This window comes from Arthrobacter sp. R3-55 (genome assembly GCF_054161505.1).
In genome coordinates, this window is the sequence record NZ_CP096423.1 from 650,093 (window position 1) to 668,602 (window position 18,510).

General features: G+C 63.9%; 20 protein-coding genes and 1 riboswitch. Of the genes, 7 read left to right on the forward strand and 13 right to left on the reverse strand.

Annotation, left to right across the window (positions count from 1 at the left end):
- The first annotated feature begins 142 nt into the window (after nt 1–142).
- Both M1D51_RS03135 and M1D51_RS03140 read left to right on the forward strand, forming a co-directional pair.
- Nucleotides 143–640: a sigma-70 family RNA polymerase sigma factor gene (locus tag M1D51_RS03135; RefSeq protein WP_458108495.1), complete on the forward strand. Its 498-nt coding sequence runs from the start codon at nt 143–145 to the stop codon at nt 638–640.
- On the forward strand, nt 637–1,305 hold the full coding sequence (locus tag M1D51_RS03140; RefSeq protein WP_458108496.1) for a zf-HC2 domain-containing protein: 669 nt from the start codon (nt 637–639) through the stop codon (nt 1,303–1,305). The genes M1D51_RS03135 and M1D51_RS03140 overlap by 4 nt, the downstream gene beginning before the upstream one ends.
- A gap of 3 nt (nt 1,306–1,308) precedes the next feature.
- Here the strand turns inward: M1D51_RS03140 and M1D51_RS03145 are convergent, their stop codons facing one another.
- The 4 genes from M1D51_RS03145 to M1D51_RS03160 form a co-directional block, all read right to left on the reverse strand.
- A complete protein-coding gene (locus M1D51_RS03145; protein ID WP_458108497.1) occupies nt 1,309–1,803 on the reverse strand; it encodes a type II toxin-antitoxin system RatA family toxin in 495 nt (164 codons plus the stop codon).
- Complete coding sequence (locus tag M1D51_RS03150; RefSeq protein ID WP_172324786.1) at nt 1,803–2,195, reverse strand: hypothetical protein; 393 nt, start codon at nt 2,193–2,195, stop codon at nt 1,803–1,805. The genes M1D51_RS03145 and M1D51_RS03150 overlap by 1 nt, the downstream gene beginning before the upstream one ends.
- A gap of 22 nt (nt 2,196–2,217) precedes the next feature.
- Nucleotides 2,218–3,123, reverse strand: coding sequence for a tRNA (guanosine(46)-N7)-methyltransferase TrmB (gene trmB / locus M1D51_RS03155; protein WP_026543457.1), 906 nt, complete (start codon nt 3,121–3,123; stop codon nt 2,218–2,220).
- Between the two features lie 86 nt (nt 3,124–3,209).
- Nucleotides 3,210–3,503 (reverse strand): hypothetical protein, encoded by a 294-nt coding sequence (locus M1D51_RS03160; RefSeq protein WP_458108498.1) that lies wholly within the window; start codon nt 3,501–3,503, stop codon nt 3,210–3,212.
- A gap of 312 nt (nt 3,504–3,815) precedes the next feature.
- On the opposite strand from M1D51_RS03160, the gene M1D51_RS03165 reads away from it, so the two are divergent.
- Nucleotides 3,816–5,093: a CynX/NimT family MFS transporter gene (locus M1D51_RS03165; protein ID WP_458108499.1), complete on the forward strand. Its 1,278-nt coding sequence runs from the start codon at nt 3,816–3,818 to the stop codon at nt 5,091–5,093.
- A gap of 76 nt (nt 5,094–5,169) precedes the next feature.
- On the opposite strand, the gene M1D51_RS03170 is transcribed toward M1D51_RS03165, so the two are convergent.
- A complete protein-coding gene (locus M1D51_RS03170) occupies nt 5,170–6,462 on the reverse strand; it encodes an MFS transporter (RefSeq protein WP_458108500.1) in 1,293 nt (430 codons plus the stop codon).
- Between the two features lie 36 nt (nt 6,463–6,498).
- Nucleotides 6,499–7,716: a M20 metallopeptidase family protein gene (locus M1D51_RS03175; RefSeq protein WP_458108501.1), complete on the reverse strand. Its 1,218-nt coding sequence runs from the start codon at nt 7,714–7,716 to the stop codon at nt 6,499–6,501.
- Between the two features lie 141 nt (nt 7,717–7,857).
- On the opposite strand from M1D51_RS03175, the gene M1D51_RS03180 reads away from it, so the two are divergent.
- Nucleotides 7,858–8,895, forward strand: a complete 1,038-nt coding sequence (locus tag M1D51_RS03180) for an Lrp/AsnC family transcriptional regulator (protein WP_172325664.1) — start codon at nt 7,858–7,860, stop codon at nt 8,893–8,895.
- Here the strand turns inward: M1D51_RS03180 and M1D51_RS03185 are convergent.
- Nucleotides 8,892–9,635, reverse strand: coding sequence for an SAM-dependent methyltransferase (locus tag M1D51_RS03185; protein WP_172325665.1), 744 nt, complete (start codon nt 9,633–9,635; stop codon nt 8,892–8,894). The two genes, M1D51_RS03180 and M1D51_RS03185, sit on opposite strands and share 4 nt — an antisense overlap.
- A 128-nt stretch (nt 9,636–9,763) precedes the next feature.
- Entirely contained in the window at nt 9,764–10,219 is a 456-nt protein-coding gene (gene soxR, locus M1D51_RS03190) for a redox-sensitive transcriptional activator SoxR (RefSeq protein ID WP_172325666.1), read from the reverse strand.
- Nucleotides 10,220–10,287: 68 nt separating this feature from the next.
- On the opposite strand from soxR, the gene M1D51_RS03195 reads away from it, so the two are divergent.
- Both M1D51_RS03195 and M1D51_RS03200 read left to right on the forward strand, forming a co-directional pair.
- A complete protein-coding gene (locus M1D51_RS03195; RefSeq protein ID WP_458108502.1) occupies nt 10,288–11,715 on the forward strand; it encodes an MFS transporter in 1,428 nt (475 codons plus the stop codon).
- A 758-nt stretch (nt 11,716–12,473) separates the two neighbouring features.
- On the forward strand, nt 12,474–14,195 hold the full coding sequence (locus M1D51_RS03200; protein WP_178995961.1) for a DEAD/DEAH box helicase: 1,722 nt from the start codon (nt 12,474–12,476) through the stop codon (nt 14,193–14,195).
- A gap of 139 nt (nt 14,196–14,334) precedes the next feature.
- Here M1D51_RS03200 and M1D51_RS03205 read toward each other — a convergent pair whose 3' ends face one another.
- From M1D51_RS03205 to M1D51_RS03225, 5 genes are all read right to left on the reverse strand, one after another.
- Complete coding sequence (locus tag M1D51_RS03205) at nt 14,335–14,985, reverse strand: MBL fold metallo-hydrolase (protein ID WP_458108503.1); 651 nt, start codon at nt 14,983–14,985, stop codon at nt 14,335–14,337.
- A gap of 5 nt (nt 14,986–14,990) precedes the next feature.
- Nucleotides 14,991–15,995 (reverse strand): aldo/keto reductase, encoded by a 1,005-nt coding sequence (locus tag M1D51_RS03210; RefSeq protein ID WP_458108504.1) that lies wholly within the window; start codon nt 15,993–15,995, stop codon nt 14,991–14,993.
- Between the two features lie 195 nt (nt 15,996–16,190).
- The gene (locus M1D51_RS03215; protein WP_458108505.1) at nt 16,191–16,565 is read right to left on the reverse strand and encodes a DMT family transporter; all 375 of its coding nucleotides are present in this window, start codon (nt 16,563–16,565) and stop codon (nt 16,191–16,193) included.
- Between the two features lie 2 nt (nt 16,566–16,567).
- Nucleotides 16,568–16,882, reverse strand: coding sequence for a DMT family transporter (locus M1D51_RS03220; RefSeq protein WP_172323106.1), 315 nt, complete (start codon nt 16,880–16,882; stop codon nt 16,568–16,570).
- A gap of 9 nt (nt 16,883–16,891) precedes the next feature.
- Nucleotides 16,892–16,957, reverse strand: a riboswitch (guanidine-III (ykkC-III) riboswitch).
- Between the two features lie 57 nt (nt 16,958–17,014).
- Nucleotides 17,015–17,659 carry a HutD/Ves family protein gene (locus M1D51_RS03225; protein WP_458108506.1) on the reverse strand — a complete coding sequence of 215 codons (645 nt, stop codon included), beginning with the start codon at nt 17,657–17,659 and terminating at the stop codon, nt 17,015–17,017.
- 97 nt (nt 17,660–17,756) lie between these two features.
- Here M1D51_RS03225 and M1D51_RS03230 point away from each other — a divergent pair, with 97 nt between their 5' ends.
- On the forward strand, nt 17,757–18,353 hold the full coding sequence (locus M1D51_RS03230) for a phosphoribosylanthranilate isomerase (protein ID WP_172323110.1): 597 nt from the start codon (nt 17,757–17,759) through the stop codon (nt 18,351–18,353).
- Nucleotides 18,354–18,510 lie beyond the last annotated feature (157 nt).

The window sequence follows — 18,510 nt, forward strand, 5'->3', positions numbered from 1 at the left end:
TTCGCACGGAACCTTTCGGGGATATCGCAGGCTTCCCGCGATCTCGGCGGCGGTTCGGAGGAAGAAGATGGGGATGAACCTTTTCCGGACGCGCGTCGTCGTATAGGCGAAGGGGCAGAGGAAAACAGTGAGGGAGGTGGCCATGCCGTTGGACGAGGACGTGGTGGCGGCGATCTACCGTGACCATGGCACGGCTCTGAAGCGCTTCGTTCTCAGCTGCACCTCCGACGCCCACCAAGCGGACGACGTCGTGCAGGAAACCATCCTCAAGGTGTGGCAGCACGCCCCGCAGATCACCGGCAGCCTGCGCAGCTACCTTTTCCGGACGGCCCGCAACGTCATCATCGATAACTATAGGAAGACCCAGCGCCGCCCTGCCGAGACCGGTGAACAGGACCTCCCGGACCATCCGGCGACCGAGCGCGTTGACGAACTTCTGAACAGGGTCCTTATGGAAGAAGCTCTGTTGAGGCTTAGCCACGAGCACCGCGAGGTCCTGGTTGCACTTCATTACCAGCGGTTTACCGTCAGCGAGGCAGCACTGCAGCTGAACATCCCTGCGGGAACCGTGAAATCCCGGGCTTTCTATGCTGTGAAAGCCCTCCGGACAATCCTTGATGAAATGGGGGTGGAACGATGACCGGCAACTCTGTCCACCAGTTGCTGGGCGCCTACCTTCTGGGTGGGCTGGAGGCAGACGAAGCCCGTACGTTTGAGGACCACCTTGCCACTTGCGCTGAGTGTCGCCGTGAGCTGGAAGAGCTTGAAAGCCTGCCCGCACTGCTCGACGCCGTTCCCCGGGCTGACGCTGTCGCGCTCACGGTCGTTGGGGGTCCTGACACGCTCTCACCGTTGGAACCCGAGGCGCTTCCCGAAAAGGTCCTGGTGGATCTGTCGGTCCGTCGAAAGAAGTCACGACGGCGGTGGGCGGCTGTGGTGGGTGCGGTGGCCGCTGCTTGCCTTGCAGTTGGCTTCCTCGCCGGACCCCTGCTGAACCAGCCCCCGAAACCGGACGCAAGCTATTCAGTTCAGGCGGACAACGGCTTGCAGCTGACAGTGGGTATGGTGAAAAAGAACTGGGGCACTGAGCTCGCTGTGGAGGGCCGTTCGATGCCGCTGGAAGGCACCCTGTATCTGTGGGTAAAAGGCCGGGACGGTGCCGAAGAACGCACGTGCGGATGGACGGCCACTCAGAGCGGCCGGATCAAGATCACCGGGGCCACTCCGGTACAGTTGGCCGGCATCGCTGGGGTTGAGCTCCGCGATGAGTCGGAGAATACGGTAGCTTCGATTTCCGTGCCGTAGCCGCTATTTCTCCACGACGTCGGTGCCCTGCGCCCGCAGTTCGGCCACCAGCGCCGGGTTCTCGCAAGCCCGCGCGAACGCCTCGATCCGGCGTTCGATCTCCCGGCCCAGCAGCCAGCTTCCCAGTCTCTCGGCCAACGGCTTCACCAAAGCCGGGCGGCACGAAAAGGTGTACTTCCAGACCGCCCGGGTGCCGCCGTCCTCCGGAGTAAACCGCCAGCCGCCACCGAAGTTCTCAAAGAACCACGGACCCGAAACCATGGTCATACCCACGTTGCGGGGTGGGGTGTAGGAGACGTATTCGCTGACCATTTTCAGGCCCATGCGGGAAACGGTCCGGGTCCTGACACCCTTTCCGGCAGCTGTAGCCCCGTCAAGGAAAGCCTGCGCAGAGATGAACGGGTCCCATTTGAGCCGGAATTGGCCCGTCGTTTGGGAGAGGGCGAAAGCTGTGTCCGGATCCAGGCGGATGAATCGTTCGGCGCGCACCTGCGGCATCAGAACCCCTGACCCGAACCGAGCACCAGGAACACCATGAAGACAATGCCAAAAATGTTCACTGCCATGATGGCCAATCCGATGATGCCCGTGATCCGTCCCGCGTTCATGCGGCCCGCCCGGAAGACGGCGATCAATCCACTCACCACGGCAACTACTGCCAGGATCACGGAAATCCCCGCCAGCACCAGGGCGCCAAACCACCACGCGTCATTGCCCTCGTTGTAACGGCTCATGGCGGAGGCCACTGCTGCAATGCCCAAGGGGATGCTGACCACGGCCGCGATCGGCGAGAGCACAGCAGCGATGATGCTGGTGATCCCGGCGGGCAGACCGCGCGTCCCGGTCCTTTGCGGCTGCTGGTAGTAGTCGACCGGCGGCTGATAGCTCATGGTTCCCCCAAAAATCCGTTGGCTAAAGCTTGCGGTAGGTGAGGTCGAAGATCATGCGACCGGCCTCGTGGGCCTTGTTTTCGAAGCTGGTCCGGATGCGGCCGTCGAAGCGGGGTGCCCAACCGCCTTCTTCATCCACGCCCTCGTTGGGACCGGTGTGCTCTGTGCTGACCGGCGCGCGGCCTTCCCTTACCGGAGCACCGCCCACAACAGACTCGACGCCGGATTGCCACACTTGCGTCAGCGGGCTTTCCTCGCCGCTGCGCTCGCCTTCGTGCATGTTCTCGAACTCCGTGGACCCGGCCAGGACTTCGCGGACGTGCACTGCATAGTTGGACCAGTCAGTGGCGATCCGCCAGTAGCCGCCCTTTTCGAGTGCCTTTGCAGCTACGGAAGCGAAGGCAGGCTGGATGAGCCGGCGTTTGTGGTGCCGGGCCTTGTGCCAAGGGTCCGGGAAGAACACCCAAAGCTCACTGACTGAGCCTTCCGGGAGCATCGACTCGAGGACCTCGGGGGCGTTGGCTTCCACCACGCGCACGTTGGTCAGCCCGCGGCTGTTGATCTTGATGATGGTGTTGGCCAGGCCGGGGGTGTAGACCTCAACTGCCAGGAAGTCCTTGTCCGGGTTCTGCTCTGCAGCGTGAACCACGGCGTCGCCCAGGCCGGAACCGATCTCGACGATCAGCGGAGCCTTGCGCCCGAACACAGCCTCGGCGTCGAAAGTGTAGTCCGGGTGTACGGAGGTGTTGGCAACGTGGCGGGGCACCTGGATGGCCCAACGCTCGGCATGCTCTTCCCACGCGGCTTGCCTGCGTCCCTGCAAGCGGGTTCCGCGGCGCACAAAGCTGACGGGCCGGCCGCCATAGGTCCCAAAGGATGCCTGGGTGCCGGGCGTGACGGGGCGCGGGGAATCTGGGGTTTCACTCATCCTTTCCAGAATACTTTGGTTGGGCGGGTTAGTTCGGCCCGGCTGGGTACTTGCGGGGGGACGTTCCAAGGTGCGGGCACCGGTGTTCAGTTGCCAAGCACTACCAAGAGCAACACCAGCCCTTCGAGTCCTGCAATACAAAGCCCGAAGATCCCAAACATCCACGCGATGGTCCGCTGCCCATCGGCATCGCGGTGTTTGGCCAGCCTGAGACAGGTCAGGCCACAGACCAACGCCCCGACCCAGCAAGCTCCGGTGGGGACCAGGAGAATGGTGTGCGCAGCAATTGCATACGGGAGTGACTCAGCGCCCAACATGAAGAGCAGCCCCACGGGAAAGACGATCATGAAGACAATGGGCGCCCCGATGGCCAGTGCCAAACTCCAGATGCTTACCTTCAATCCTGGGGGGCGCGAATCCCGCGGGTGCCACTTCTGAGAAGCCGGCAGAGGATGCTCGGAAGTAGTGCCGTGAGGTGAAGGTTTGGGGGTCTTGTCCATGCCCTCAACGCTATGGATCGCGATGCTGCAGAGGCAGGGTAAATCTTTCCTATGTGGATAACGCTGCCAAGGCAGCTGGCCATACACCGCTGGCTATACACCGCTGGCCATACACCGCTGGCCATACACCGCTCACCGGTCATATCCCGCCCAACGGGCCCCTGCCCAAGCCGCACTGACAGAATAGGACGTGTGACCTCCTCCAAGACGCCCGGGTACCAAGAGAAATCAGTCCTCCCTGAGATCGCGGTGGATGCAGAGATCGACGAAGAACCTGCACCGGATCCCACACAGTTAAGCGGCAGAAGGGGCCTGGTATACCTCGGCATCTGCCTGGTCCTGATCGGTCTTAACCTCCGCACCGTCTTCTCCAGCTTCTCCGCGGTCCTCCCGGAAATAACGTCCGACGCCGGCCTGCCGGGCTGGTCCTTGGTGGTCCTCACTACTGTGCCGGTCACCCTGCTGGGAGTCTTCGCGCCCTTGGCCCCCATCCTCGCCCGGAGATTCGGCGCGGAACGGGTGCTTCTCGGAGCCATGGCAGTGCTGACCGCGGGATTGCTCCTGAGGCCGGTGGAGTTCCCGGGAATGGGTCACCTGCCCGCACTTCTGGCCGGAACAGCAGCCTGCGGTGCCGCGATAGCCCTCTGCAACGTCCTCCTTCCTGGCGTCGTCAAAAGAGATTTCCCGCACCGTCTTGGCCTGATGGGCGGCCTCTACACCACAGCGATTTGCGCGTCAGCGGCCCTTGGGGCGGGCTTCACGTATCCGGTGTTTACGGCAACCGGCCACTGGACATCGGCGCTCTGGTTCTGGGCGGTGCCTGCCGCCGTCGTGCTCTTGCTGTTCCTTCCGTTGGCGATCCGCCAGCCCTCGGTAAAACATCAAGCCGTCCACGGCGGCGTCAATGTGTGGCGCTCGGCGGTGGCGTGGCAGGTGACCATGTTCATGGTGTTGCAGGCCATGATGTCGTTCAGCGTGTTCGCCTGGATGGCACCAATCCTGCGCGATAGGGGTATCGACGGCGGAACGGCCGGACTGATCGTGTCGGTGTCCATTGTGCTGCAGATGCTTGGCTCACTGTTTGCGCCGGCGCTTGCCACGCGTTTCAAGGACCAGCGGATCATCAACATGGTGGTGGCGCTGATGACGGGCGGTGGCTTTGCCCTCACGATCTTTGGTCCCACCGAGCTGATCTGGGTCTGGACCGGGCTGAACGGGCTCGGCCAGGGGGCGCTGACTGCCGTGGCGTTGACCATGATCATGGTCCGCACCCGCGACGCCCACACCGCCGCGCACTTGTCCGGGATGATGCAGGGCGTCGGCTACGGGGTAGGTTCGGCGGGCACGTTGATGGTGGGCCAACTTCACCAGGCAACGGGCGGTTTCGCGGCGGCGGGCATCCTGTTCCTGGTGGTGGGCTCCCTGGCTGCTTTCTTTGGTTACCGGGCAGGCCGCGACCGCTTCGTTTAACGTTGTGAGGCCCGCTCTGCACCCCAAGACCTTGGGAAAACGTGCAGAGCGGGCCTCACAACAATCGCGGGAGAACCTAGAGCGTCAGGTCCTTGCCCTTGGTCTCCGGGATGGAGAAGGCGAAGGCTATGCCCACCAGCAGCAGGATCACGGCGTACACGTTGAACAGTTGAGCCTGCCCGATGCTGCCGAGCCACGTCTGCAGGTAAGGGGCCGTGCCGCCGAAGGCCGCCACGCAGATGGAGTACGGGACGCCGACGCCGATGGTTCGGATGTGGGTGGGGAACAGTTCGGCGTAAACGGCCGGGACTATCGAGGCACTGCCGGCGATGAAGAACAGCATCACGGACATGGACACTGCCAGCTGCCACGGCGAGTCCTTCAGCAGCCACGTCATGGGGAAGTGCAGGAGGGCAGCGCCGGCTGCGGAGACGATGATCACGGGCTTGCGGCCGATCCGGTCGGACAGCTTGCCCCAGAATGGCAGGGCGGCGATGAACACCACGTTGGCGATGACACCGGCCCAGAGGGCTTCACCGCGGTCCATCTTCAGGCTGGTCGCCGCATAGCTCGGTGCCACCACACCCCAGATGTAGTACACAACAGTCAGGCCGACGGTCAGGCCGATGACCTGCAATGCCTGCTTCCGGTACTTGATGATCTGCGGCAGGATCGGCAGGCGTTTCTCGTTGGGAGCCTCTGCCTCGAACGCTTCGGTTTCCTTCATCTTGGCCCGCATGAACAGGGCGTAGATGCCCAGCGCGCCGCCGATCAGGAAGGGGATGCGCCAGCCCCAGGCGCTCATGTCTTCCTTGCTCAGGACGTTGGTCAGGATTGCGCCGAGCAGCGTACCGGCAAGGATTCCCGCGGTGCCGGAGGTGTAGATCAGGGTGGCCCAGAAGCCGCGGTGTTCCTTGGGTGCCATTTCTGACAAGTAGGTTTGCGACGACGGCAACTCACCGCCGTGCGCAAGGCCCTGGATGAGGCGGGCCACCAGCAACATCACCGAGGCGAAGGCGCCAACGGCAGCGAAGGTCGGGGCGATACCAATGAGCAAGCTGCCCACCGCGCCCAGTGCAACGGCCACGGTCATGGAGGTCTTGCGGCCAATTCTGTCGCCGATCCAGCCGAACACGAACCCGCCGAAGGGACGGGCAACGAACCCGACGGCGAAGATCGCCAGGGTGGACAGCACAGCTGATGTGGGGTCTGCCTGGCTGAAGAGGGCGCTGGCGATGAACGGTGAGAACGTTGCGTAGATTGCCCAGTCGTACCATTCAACGGCATTGCCGATCCCGGTGCCGATGAGCGTCCGCGCATGGGATTTGTGGACCGTGGCGTCGGCCGACGTTCCTGCGGTGGTGGTCATGTGATTCTCCAAGCTGATGCGGGGAAGGGGCGGGCGCTAGTTGCCGGCCAGGGCGGCGATGCGGGATACAGCGAGTTCGGCATAGAGCGCAGCACCGTCGGTGAGGACGCCGTCGTCGAACGTTGCGTAAGGCGAGTGGTTGAAGGCCGACGTCGCGTGGTCGGCGCCGGGGGCAACAGCGCTAAGGCCGATGAAGGTGCCGGGGACTTCCTCAAGGACGCGGGAGAAGTCTTCGGAACCGCTAAGGGGCAGGGCCATCCGGGTGTGCCTGGACCCGCCGAACATTCCGGCGATGACCTTTTCCGCGGTGGTGGTCTCGTCTTCGTCATTGATGGTGAGGGGGTATTCCTCGTCGTATTGCACCTGAACCTCCAGCCCATGGGCTGCGGCAATCCCGTGGAGCAGCCTGGGTACTGTTTCCATCATCTTCCTGCGTGAGGCTTCGGAGAAGGTCCGGACGGTGGCTTCAATACGTGCAGTCTCCGGGATGACGTTGCGCTTGGTTCCAGCCTGCAATACCCCGACGGTCAGGACCACGGGATCGAAGAGGTCGAACTGGCGGGTGATCATGACCTGCAGGGCGGTCACCATTTCGGCTGCTGCTGTGACGGGGTCCTTGGCCAGGTGGGGGGCCGAGCCATGACCGCCGGCGCCATGGACGGTGACGAAGAGCCCTGCCGAGGAACTGAGCATGATCCCGGGCTTGGTGAGGAACTGTCCGTGGTCGGCCACGGAGGAGAACACGTGCATCCCGTACGCCGCATCCGCGCGCTTGCCGGCGGCGTCCAGGACACCTTCCTTGATCATGTAGCTGGCGCCGTCAAAACCTTCCTCGCCGGGCTGGAACATGAGCACGACATCGCCTGCCAGCTGATCCCGGCGCTCTGCCAGGAGAGTGGCAGCACCGGCCAGCATGGAGGTGTGGAGGTCGTGGCCGCAAGCGTGCATGGCGCCGTCCACGCGGGAGGTGTAGTCAACGCCGGTGTTCTCCTGGACGGGGAGCCCATCCATGTCTGCCCGCAGCAACACCACGGGCTTCCCGGCCGAAGCGTGACCGGCGCCGCCGCGGAGAACAGCAGTGACCGACGTCGTTTCCTTGCCGAGGGTGATCTCGAACGGCAGTCCCTCCAGTGCCTTGAGCACTTTTTCCTGTGTACGGGGGAGCTGCAGGCCGATTTCGGGTTCACGGTGAAGGTCGTGACGGAGGCGGACGATGTCGTCCCGCAACTCCTTGGCGTCGGCAGCGATGGTCATTGTTTTACTCCTGGGCTTATCCGGGTCTCTTCCTTCAAACAATTGTCTGGTGATGTGCTTCACATGCTTGGAAACATCTGGAAATATGCACTTTCTCCGCCAAATATCAGGAATTATGCACTGATATGGCAGTATTGAGTCATGGAACTCAGCGAGGAAGATCTGCGCCTGATCAATGCCCTGCAAATTTCGCCGCGGCTCAGCTGGTCCGACGCAGCACAGGTCCTCGGGGTCCACGCCACCACCTTGGCTGCGCGTTGGGACCGGCTCCGGGACGCAGGCGCTGCCTGGACCACCTCTCATCTCACGGGTGATCCAAAAAATATGTGCCTGGCTATGGTGGATGTCGATTGCGACATGGACCTGAGGCCGGAGGTGACGGCAGCTTTGGCCGAGCTTCCTGAGGTGATCACCGTGGAAGAAGCGGCCAGCAACCGCGACCTGACCTTGACCGTCATCACCCAGGATTTGGAGCAGTTCAGCACGAAGCTGCTACCGAGGCTGAAGGAGATCCGAGGACTCACCAAGTACCAGACAGCACTCTGCACGCGCATCCACATCAGTGGTTACGCCTGGCGGCTCAACGTCCTCACCAAGGGCGAGCAGCAGGCACTCCGCGCGCTCGCAGGGCCTGAAACCAACCATCCGGCGGGACCGGATGCCAGTGCCACCCCGCTCCCCGAAAGCCACTTGGCGCTCATCCCTTTCCTTGCCCGGGACGGACGGGCCACCGCGGCGGAGATCGCCAGGGCGTTGGGCCGGAATCCGGCCACCGTGCAGCGGCAACTGGGCAGGGTCCTGGCCAGCCGGATGCTGTCCTTCCGCTGCGAGGTCGCCCAACAATTCTCGGGCTACCCTGTGACCATCCAGTGGTTCGCGAACGTCCCTCCAGGCAGGCACGAGGCCGCCGCCATCGAGTCCCGCGCCATCCGGAACGTGCGGTTCGCGGCCTCAACTACAGGGCGGACCAACTTCACCATCATCATGTGGCTGCGGTCCTTGGCCGAAGTCCTGGAAATGGAGCTCACCGTCCAGCAGCGCATCCCGGGCATCGAACTGGTGGAGAGCGTGGTCATGTTGAACACGGCAAAACGCGTCGGGTGGATGCTCAACCCGGACTCCACCGCCACGGGCAAGGTGGTGGCACCCTACGCGGAGCTGCTTCCCGACGGTACCTAGGCGTGTTTCACAGCCCTCAAAACAGTGTCCAAGGTGGTGCCCGACTCGCCGTCGGGGCCGGTGACGGAACGTTGGCGATCTGTGAGGACGTTAACGAACCACGGCTCGCGGTCCAGACGCAATGCGCCGGCCAGCTGCTCCGGCGTGAAGAACATGCCGGAATCGTGATGGTGGCTCCACGACGGCAGCCCGTGCGGATGATGTCCCACCACCAGCAACGTGCCGCCCGGGGCAACTGCCGCCGCTGCCATCGCCACGGACTCCCGCCATGGCAGCAGGGGTGAGTGCAGGAACTGGGCCGAGACCAAGTCGAATTCAGGCTGCGGCGCCCATTCCGTGAGGTCCTGTTGCTGCCACGTGATCCGGTCCGCGTGGCTGGTTTGCGCTGCATGCGCAGCTGCCCGTTCAAGCGCGACGGCGGAGACATCCAAGGCGGTCACGGTCCAGCCTTGCTCTGCGAGCCAGATGGCGTCGGCACCCTCGCCGCAACCGAGGTCCAGTGCTTTGCCGGGTTTCAGATCCTTGGCTTCGGCCACCAGTTGCGGATTCGGATTGCCGCTCCACACCTTGGTCCGTTCCCGGTACATGCCATCCCACATGTCCACTGCATTGTCCGCATCCTCGTGCAGGTTCAGGCCGCGTTGCTGGGCGTCGTCGTGTTCGTGGCCGTGCTGGTGCGTGTCAGCGCCGGTGCGCTGTTCGCCGTGGAGAGTGCCGCCGTCGTGCGTCTTTTCAGTCATACGCCAAGCGTGCCGCGAGGGGTGGACGGAAGGCAATGCCTGTTGCTGCTTCGGCAAGTTCGAACTAGTTGGGAGTCAGCAGGTGGGCGCGCCGGGTGGAACGTCATGACCGCCATCCTCTGATGCGGCTACGTGGGTTGGTTCCAGCGCTGCGCACCGGCTCCTGAAGCACCGAGCTCGTCGGACGGGTTCTGCAACGTGCACGACTTCAGGCTCAGGCAACCGCAGCCGATGCAACCGTCAAGATCGTTGCGGAGGTGTTGTAGGGCGGCGATGCGGTCGTCGAGTTCCTTGCGCCACCGCAGCGACAACCTGGCCCAATCGCGTTTGGTGGGAGTCCGGCCGTCCGGCAGGGAATCCAACGCCTCGCGAATGTCCTTCAACGGCAGGCCCACCCGCTGGGATGTCTTGATGAACGCGACCCGCCGCAGTGTGTCCCTCCGGTACCGCCGCTGGTTGCCTGCCGTCCGCTCCGCTTCGATCAGCCCGTTTCGTTCGTAGAAATGAAGGGCCGACGGCGCCACTCCGCTTCGCTCGGACAGCTCACCAATGGTGAGGGGCCGGTGGGTTGTGGCTGGCTGCATGGTGTGGCCTCCGGTGGCGTGGGTAGTGGATTGACCTCAACTTTAGTTGAGGTTCTAGGGTAGCCACCATGACCTCTGACACTTCAACGGCCGGGATACTGCGCCGCCCTTACTTGCTCGCCACCGTGGGAGCCTGCGCCCTGGTGTTCCTCAGCGCGTTCGAGTCCCTCGCCGTGACCACCATCATGCCGCTGGTGAGCCGCGACCTCGACGGTGCGAGCCTTTACGCCTTGGCTTTCGCAGGTCCTCTGGCCACGGGCGTGATGGGCATGGTGGCAGCGGGCAACTGGTCCGACCGTCGTGGTCCGGCAGCACCCCTGTACTCCTCCGTGGCATTGTTCGTGGCTGGTCTGCTCATAGCGGGCACGGCCGAAACCATGGAGGTGCTGGTGCTGGGCCGGTTGGTGCAGGGTCTGGGCGGTGGAGCGATGACCGTGGCCCTTTACGTTTTGGTGGCCCGGGTGTACCCACCGGTTCTGCACCCCAAGATCTTCGCCGCGTTCGCCGCGTCCTGGGTGGTTCCTTCCCTGGTAGGTCCATTCGCGGCAGGCGTGGTGGCCCAATTGAGCAGTTGGCATTGGGTGTTCCTCGGCGTCGTGGGCCTTGTTGTTCCGGCTTTGCTGATGGTGGTGCCGGCCGTGCGGGGAATGAACACCGAACCGGCTGCCGAGCCAGTTCCCTGGGCCTTCGGCCGAATGGGGTGGGCTGCGCTCGCGGCAATCGCTGTCCTGGGGCTGAACCTGTCCGCGGAGGTGCCGGGCTACGGCGGGGCGATTGCCGTCGTCGCGCTTGTCATTGCCCTTGTAGCGGTGAAGCCGCTGGTACCGCGTGGCACCCTCACCGCCCGGCGCGGCCTGCCCAGCGTAATCCTGGTCCGCGGGCTGGCGTCGGCGGCGTTCTTCGGAGCCGAGGTATACCTGCCGTACTTGCTGACTGAACGGTATGCATTCACGCCCACGTTCGCCGGACTGACCCTGACCGGTGCTGCGCTGGCCTGGGCGGGGGCGTCCGCAATCCAAGGCCGGCTGGGTGCCCGCTTGGCTGACGATCTCGCCGTGAGGATCGGAGCTGCACTGGTGTTGGTGGCCGTCATCTCCACACTGGTGACGGCCGCGTTTGCCCTGCCCGCGGCTGTGGCAATTGGCGGGTGGATCCTTGCCGGCGCCGGGATGGGCCTTATGTATCCGCGGCTCTCCGTGATGACCCTGGCGCTCTCCAGCGAGGAAAACCAAGGCTTCAACAGTGCAGCCATGTCCATTTCCGACTCCCTCGGCGGCGCACTCTCCCTCGCACTTACGGGGCTGGTGTTCGCGGCATTTACGACGAACCCGTTTGCGGGGGTCTTCGCACTCACGGCGGTTATCGCCGTCGTCGGGGTTGTTATTGCGCCGCGGGTCGCTGCCCGGGCGGGCGCTCGGCGGGGCGCTCGGCAGGGCGCTACCCCTGCCGAAGCAAGTACACCCGACCCCGAATCCGAACTAACGCACCACGCCTGAGCCCTTTATGGGGGTTGGTTGTGGGGCCTGCTTTGCGGGGTGTCTGTGCTTGGGAGGGTGTAGATCGGGCCCCGCAAGTTGTGGGGGTTGGTTGTGGGGCCTGGTCTGCGGGGTATTTGTGCCCGGGAGGGTGCAGATCGGGCCCCGCAAGGTGTGGGGGGGGGTTGTGGGGCCTGCTTTGCGGGGTGTTTGTGCCCGGGAGGGTGTAGATCGGGCCCCGCAAGGTGTGGGGGTTGGTTGTGGGGCCTGGTCTGCGGGGTGTTTGTGCCCGGGAGGGTGTAGATCGGGCCTCGCAAGGTGTGGGGGTTGGTTGTGGGGCCTCGCAAGGTGTGGGGGTTGGTTGTGGGGCCTGGTCTGCGGGGTGTTTGTGCCCGGGAGGGTGTAGATCGGGCCTCGCAAGGTGTGGGGGTTGGTTGTGGGGCCTGCTTTGCGGGGTATTTGTGCCCGGGAGGGTGCAGATCGGGCCCCGCAGCGGAGCCTGACCAGCGCCGATGCGGGCCCGCAGGAGAAAGACTGCTAAGCTAGGAACACTTGATGTGCGGTGACGCCCTGAAGCAGGTGGCCTGAAAGGCTGCGCGGCGGGGCATTTTTCATGTGAGAGGCACATCCTGCGTCGATGAACGCGTTCTATTTGGTCCCGGCCACCGCTGTTGAAGCGAATCGGTAGACCACCTGACTTTTCCTCGGCGAACCCCTGGCCCAACCGGCGTCGGGGGCCGATGTCCGCAATTGGACACCGCCCGAAAGACATGAAGTTTATGACTACTTTTGCTGCCCTTGGCACGCCCAAGCCCATTGCCGAATCCCTCGCCGCAGATGGCATCGAAGAGGCATTCCCCATCCAGGTGAAGACCCTCCCGGATACGCTCGCAGGCCGCGACGTCCTGGGCCGGGGCCGCACCGGGTCCGGCAAGACCATCGCTTTCGCCATCCCGCTCGTGGCCCGCTTGGCCGAGCGCGAAGCAAAGCACTTCCGCAAGCCCGGCCGCCCCATGGGCCTCGTCCTTGCGCCGACGCGTGAACTGGCAACACAGATCAACGCCACCATCGAGCCGCTGGCCAAGGCCATGGGCCTGAACACCACGGTCATCTACGGCGGCATCTCCCAGGCACGCCAGGAAAAGGCGCTGCGCGCCGGCGTCGACATCGTCATCGCCTGCCCGGGCCGCCTCGAAGACCTGATCCGCCAGCGCATCCTGACCCTCGAAGCTGTTGAGGTCACCGTCCTGGACGAGGCAGACCACATGGCTGACCTCGGCTTCCTCCCGGTCGTCAAGAAGCTCATGGACATGACCCCCACCCAGGGTCAGCGCCTGCTCTTCTCCGCAACGTTGGACAACGGTGTTGACAAGCTGGTCAACCGTTACCTTTCCAACCCGCTGACGCACTCCGTGGACGATCCCCAGGCCGCTGTCACCACCATGGAACACCACGTCCTGGTGGTCAACGACCAGACCGTCAAGAAGCAGCTCATTGTTGAACTGGCCTCCGGCGCCGGCCGCCGCGTCCTCTTCATGCGGACCAAGCACCACGCCCGCAAGCTTGCCAAGACCCTCACCGACGCCGGCATTCCCGCCGTCGACCTTCACGGCAACCTGTCGCAGAACGCCCGCGACCGCAACCTTGCCGAGTTCTCCAACGGTGACGTTCGCGTGCTGGTGGCTACCGACGTCGCAGCCCGCGGCGTGCACGTTGACGACGTCGAGCTCGTCATCCACGTGGACCCGCCCACAGAGCACAAGGCCTACCTGCACCGCTCAGGCCGTACGGCCCGCGCCGGTTCCGATGGCACCGTGGTCACCCTGACGCTTCCCGAGCAGCAGAGCGACGTCAAGAAGCTCATGAAGGCTGCCGGCGTCGACGTTTCGTTTGAACGCGTCACCGCCAGCTCACCCCTGGTTTCGAAGCTCGTAGGCGACATCGCGGACAAGGTTGATCCCCGCACCCGTGCGGCCCTCCTCGCTGCGAAGACCCAGCAGGGTGGCGGCACGTCCACCGGCGCCAACGCCCAGCGCAAGCGCGCACGCCGTTCCACGCAGGCTGCTCCTACTGCTGGTGGCCGTGGCGGTCGCAACGGACGCGGCAAGGTCGCGGCCGAGCCGGTCCGCACGGACGTCAACCGCGCCGAGCGTCGCGCAGCAATGAACGACGACGTCGCCCGCAGCCCCCGTGGTCGCGGCAAGGCCGGCGCTACTCACCGCAATGACGTTCCCGGCTCGCAGGGCCAGAACGGTCGCAGCGGGCGTCCGGCTACCGGCCAGCGCTCAGCTTCGGCTCCGCGCACGGCATCCACCACCAGCACCCGCACCGGTGGAAACAAGGCTGTTTGGTCTTCTGCAACGGGCGCTACGTCCGGTGGATCCTACGGTTCGGGTGCCTCCGGCAACTCCGGCCGCGGTGGATCCGGTGCAGGTCGTCCGGCACGCAGCGGTCCCCGCCGCGCATCGGCACCGGCATCGAACGAGCGTCGCGGCCGCTAACTTCACGTTGTGAGGCCCGCTCTGCGCGCTATTCCTTGGGTTTGGGACGCAGAGCAGGCCCCGCAAGTTTGAGTCTCGCGTTGTGAGGCCCGCTCTGCGCTCCATTCCTTGGGTTTGGGACGCAGAGCAGGCCCCGCAATCACCAGCCTCGGGCGCGCCACTCCTCAAGGTGTGGCCGCTCGGCGCCGAGGGTCGTGGGCAGCCCATGGCCCGGGTGCACCAGGGTTTCGTCCGGATATGCGTCGAACAGTCGCTCCGAAACGTCGTTCAACAGAGAAGTGAAACGTTCGGAATCGTTCTGTGTGTTGCCGACGCCTCCCGGAAACAACGAGTCCCCACTGAAAATGTGGGCCGGCCCGTCCGGATCCTGGTACACGAAAGCGATCGAGCCCGGGGTGTGTCCGCGCAAGTGGATTGCCCTGACCTCAAGGTCGTCGAACCGCTCAACGTCGCCGTGACCAAGCCGGACATCCACCGGAACCGGCAACGCATCGGCGTCGTCCGCTCCCGCTGAGGTGCTTGCGCCGGTGACTTCCACCAGCTCAGCCAGGGCCCGGACGTGGTCCCAGTGCTGGTGGGTGGTGGCGATCCTGGCCAACTTGGTTTCAACCTGGGAATCTGCGGTGCTGTCTTCGAGGAGCTGCCGAATGGCCGGAAGGTCATCGGCAGCATCGATCAGCAACTGCGCACCCGTGGACTTTGAGGTCAGCAGGTACACGTTGTTGTTCATTTCGCTGACCGAGATGCTGCGGATGGTGACCTCAGGCAATGAGTGAATAAGCGAATCCATGCGCATCAGCCTACGTTGTTGGCTTCGCGGCCCTGTGAAACCCAGTTCGGGTCAGCAGAGCGTGAACCCACGACGGCGGCCGCAGCTTGGTCGAGCTTCTCAAGCTGCGCTGTTCCCAGTTGCAGGGACAGTGCTCCAAGGTTCTCGTCGATCCGATACGTTTTACGCGTGCCGGGGATGGGAACCACGGAAATCCCGAGGCGCTGACCTTGGGCAAACAGCCAAGCCAGGGCTACCTGGGCCGGAGTTGCATCCAGCCCGCTGGCTACCTCGCGGACCGCGGCCACCACGGCCTGGTTCGCATCAAGTGCCTCTTCACCAAAGCGGGGGATCTTATGGCGGAAGTCATTTTCTCCAAGGTCGCCCGAGCTGACGGTTCCCGTAAGGAATCCACGGCCTAGAGGCGAATAAGGCACAAACCCGACGCCAAGTTCCTTGGCTGCAGGTACAACGTTGAGCTCAACATCCCTGCTCCAGATCGACCACTCGCTCTGGACCGCGGCAATGGGATGGACAGCGTTGGCCTGCCTGAGCTCCTCGGCTGTCACTTCCGATAATCCGAGGTGCCGGACCTTGCCCTCTCGGACCAGCTCCGCCATAGCCTCCACGGTTTCCACTATCGGAACGCGGAGGTCACGGCGGTGCATGTAGTAGAGGTCAATCATGTCAGTGCCCAGGCGGCGGAGGCTCGCTTCCGCCGCTTGCCTGATGTAGGGCGCATCCCCGCGGACACCCGTGTACCCGTCCGCGGGGTTGCCCTCAATTCCGAACTTCGTGGCCACTTGGATCTCGTCGCGCCGCTCTTTCAAGAGCCTGCCCACGAGTTCCTCGTTGCTGCCCGCGCCGTACACATCTGCGGTGTCGATGAACGTGATGCCCGCGTCCACCGCATGCCTGAGTGTGTTCAAGCCTTCCTCGGGCTCGATTCCGCCATAGACAGGGGTAAGTGCCATTCCGCCGAAGCCGAGGGGGCTGACTTTGAGGCCGTCGCCAAGCTGAACTGCAGTCATTAACTACTCCAATGCGCGTAGGTGTTCCAAGAGCCCTTTGTTGGCGTGAACCCGATGAAGGCGGAAGGTATTCCTGCTGGGGGAGTGGACGTGGGTTAGCTGGGGCGGTCCGACCGATTCGATGGTTCGCTGCTCATTCGATGGTAGGAGACGTCTAATGCGCTGCTAGCCATCGAAACGGAGCGAGCGGGGGAGCTATTCGGCCTTGGCAGCAGGCTTATCGGCAGGAAGGGCCTTCAAACCGGCAGCACAGCCCACGATTCCCGCGATGAACAGCAGCTTCAGCGGGCTCGCAGATTCCACACCCGTGAGCATGGCCCAACCAACCGTCAGTGCAGCGCCGATACCCACCCACACTGCGTAGGCGGTACCAAGGGGGATACGCTTCACAGCGATGCCCAGTCCGAGCATGCTCAATACTGCGGTGATGGCGAAGACCACCGTGGGCATGAGTTGTGTGAAGCCGTTGGACAGGCCCAATGCCGTGGCCCAGACGGCTTCGAGCAGAGCCGAGGCCAGGAGGATGATCCAGAAAATCCCGTTGCCGGTGTTCTTGGTGTTTGCAGTCATGGCTATGCCACCACCTTCAGGCCGACCACGCATGCGCCGATGCCCGCAAGCAGAAGCAGCCGGGCCGTCGTCGCGCGTTCAACCTTGGTGACCATCGCGTACGTGGCAGTCAGGACGACGCCGACGCCTACCCACACTGCGTAAGCAGTGCCCGTGGGGATGGACTGCATGGCGATCGCGAGTCCTGCCATGCTGGCAATGACCGACACCAGGAAAACGACGGTAGGTACGGGTTTACGGAAGCCTTTGGAACGGTGGAGCGCTGCGGCCCACACGGCCTCGAGAGCTCCGGAAAGAATGAGAATTATCCACGACATGACATTTCCTTTGGCCAGTCTTGTCGCGTTCCGGGTACTGAACCGTCGTCCGGAGGTTCCAGAGCGGAACCTTCATTTCAGGCTAGCAACTACTGCACGCGGTGGCCACTTCTGGTGGCTAACGTCACCAACCTAGGCGTGGGCTTCCAAGTGGTCGATTGAAATGACCGCGATGAAGCCGCGGCCCGAGATTTCCGGGCTGCGGGTATCGGAGCCGACCACGGCGTCATACCGTGAGAGCTCAACAGGTTCGGCTGCGCTGGGTGCCGGGGCGTCGCCGTCGGACTCTTCCTCCACAGTTGACGTTGCCTCCGCAACCGCGCCAGGTGCGACGGTGGCCTTGCCTTCAAGCACAACAGCAAGCTGGCCTTCGAACACTGGGTGGGCCCGCTTCTTCGAGATCTCCACAATGGACGTGTAGCCCTTGAAGGCGCCCTCGCGTGCAATGACGTTCAGATCCCGGATGTCCCCGGTAGGAAGCGTGGCCGACGACGAAGCCTCGCCCGAGAAACGGAAGGGCCGATACTTCTCCAGCGGGTGCTCCGAGCCGTCCACGGAGAGCAGCAGCAGTTCGCCGTCGATGATGGTGATAACCCGCTCCATACCGGGAAAGACGGAGAAATCGCCGGCTTTGGAGACGTCGGCGATGCTGACGCGCCAGTCCCATGCCCCGTCCTGGGCTGATGCTGCCTTGGGATGGCTGGCGAGTTCGCGCGTCACCCCACCGCCGTTGCGCCACGGCTCGGGACGGATGTCGGCAAAGCGAATGATCTCCATCCGACCAGCCTAGTGGTGGACATGGCTTCTGCGTTCGCATTCCGGCTTGCTAACGTCATATGTGGAAAACGTTGCGAGTTTGGCTGGAGGCACGGGAATGTTCGTCAAAGTGTGCGGATTGAGCACGCCGGAATCCCTCAGTGAGGCCGTCGACGCCGGTGCGGATGCGGTGGGATTCGTCCTTACCGCCAGCCCGCGCGAAGTCAGCCCGGAACAGGTCCGAATCCTGCTTCCCTTGGTGCCGGCCGGGGTCCATCCCGTGGGGGTTTTTCGGCACGAATCTGCCGCTGATGCCGTTGAAACAGCGCGAGCGGCAGGCCTCGAGTGGGTTCAGCTCCATGGTCACCGCACGGCCGAGGACGTAAAGACAGTGCACGACGCCGGGATGCGGCTCATCAGGGCTGTCACCATGGGTGCCCCTGAAGACGAGTTCGCCGATCTGGGCGAGGAGCTCTTCCTGGTTGATGCCGCCGTGCCGGGGTCGGGGGAGTCCTGGGACTACGCTTCTGTCCGGGCGAAGGGGCTTGATGGCCGCGAGTGGCTGCTCGCCGGCGGGCTGGAGTCCGGCAACGTGGCCTTTGCGGCAACCGCGGCCGGCGCCTGGGGAGTTGACGTGTCATCGGGCGTGGAGTCTTCCCGCGGGGTTAAGGACCTGGCCAGGATCCGCGCGTTCGTCCAAGCCGCCAAGGCCTGATCCTCTCTCACGTCCTGAACTGCTCCCCTGAAGTTGGACTGAGAATTTCAGTTCCGATTTGAGGGGAGCAGTTTTTATGTGTTCGCGTAGTTCTTTGTCTGTGGTGCAGCGGGTCTCGGCTGTAGCGTGTTTTGAAAGGGGTCTGGGGTATCGGGCG

Bases quoted from the DNA above. Each gene is read 5' to 3' on its own strand.
- M1D51_RS03220 (WP_172323106.1), bottom strand. From the start codon at position 16,882: ATGTCGTGGATAATTCTCATTCTTTCCGGAGCTCTCGAGGCCGTGTGG.
- M1D51_RS03170 (WP_458108500.1), bottom strand. From the start codon at position 6,462: ATGACCACCACCGCAGGAACGTCGGCCGACGCCACGGTCCACAAATCC.
- trmB (WP_026543457.1), bottom strand. From the start codon at position 3,123: ATGAGTGAAACCCCAGATTCCCCGCGCCCCGTCACGCCCGGCACCCAG.
- M1D51_RS03210 (WP_458108504.1), bottom strand. From the start codon at position 15,995: ATGACTGCAGTTCAGCTTGGCGACGGCCTCAAAGTCAGCCCCCTCGGC.
- M1D51_RS03225 (WP_458108506.1), bottom strand. From the start codon at position 17,659: ATGGAGATCATTCGCTTTGCCGACATCCGTCCCGAGCCGTGGCGCAAC.
- M1D51_RS03150 (WP_172324786.1), bottom strand. From the start codon at position 2,195: ATGAGCTATCAGCCGCCGGTCGACTACTACCAGCAGCCGCAAAGGACC.
- M1D51_RS03135 (WP_458108495.1), top strand. From the start codon at position 143: ATGCCGTTGGACGAGGACGTGGTGGCGGCGATCTACCGTGACCATGGC.
- soxR (WP_172325666.1), bottom strand. From the start codon at position 10,219: ATGCAGCCAGCCACAACCCACCGGCCCCTCACCATTGGTGAGCTGTCC.
- M1D51_RS03230 (WP_172323110.1), top strand. From the start codon at position 17,757: ATGTTCGTCAAAGTGTGCGGATTGAGCACGCCGGAATCCCTCAGTGAG.
- M1D51_RS03145 (WP_458108497.1), bottom strand. From the start codon at position 1,803: ATGCCGCAGGTGCGCGCCGAACGATTCATCCGCCTGGATCCGGACACA.
- M1D51_RS03140 (WP_458108496.1), top strand. From the start codon at position 637: ATGACCGGCAACTCTGTCCACCAGTTGCTGGGCGCCTACCTTCTGGGT.
- M1D51_RS03215 (WP_458108505.1), bottom strand. From the start codon at position 16,565: ATGACTGCAAACACCAAGAACACCGGCAACGGGATTTTCTGGATCATC.
- M1D51_RS03205 (WP_458108503.1), bottom strand. From the start codon at position 14,985: ATGGATTCGCTTATTCACTCATTGCCTGAGGTCACCATCCGCAGCATC.
- M1D51_RS03200 (WP_178995961.1), top strand. From the start codon at position 12,474: ATGACTACTTTTGCTGCCCTTGGCACGCCCAAGCCCATTGCCGAATCC.
- M1D51_RS03175 (WP_458108501.1), bottom strand. From the start codon at position 7,716: ATGACCATCGCTGCCGACGCCAAGGAGTTGCGGGACGACATCGTCCGC.
- M1D51_RS03195 (WP_458108502.1), top strand. From the start codon at position 10,288: ATGACCTCTGACACTTCAACGGCCGGGATACTGCGCCGCCCTTACTTG.
- M1D51_RS03180 (WP_172325664.1), top strand. From the start codon at position 7,858: ATGGAACTCAGCGAGGAAGATCTGCGCCTGATCAATGCCCTGCAAATT.
- M1D51_RS03185 (WP_172325665.1), bottom strand. From the start codon at position 9,635: ATGACTGAAAAGACGCACGACGGCGGCACTCTCCACGGCGAACAGCGC.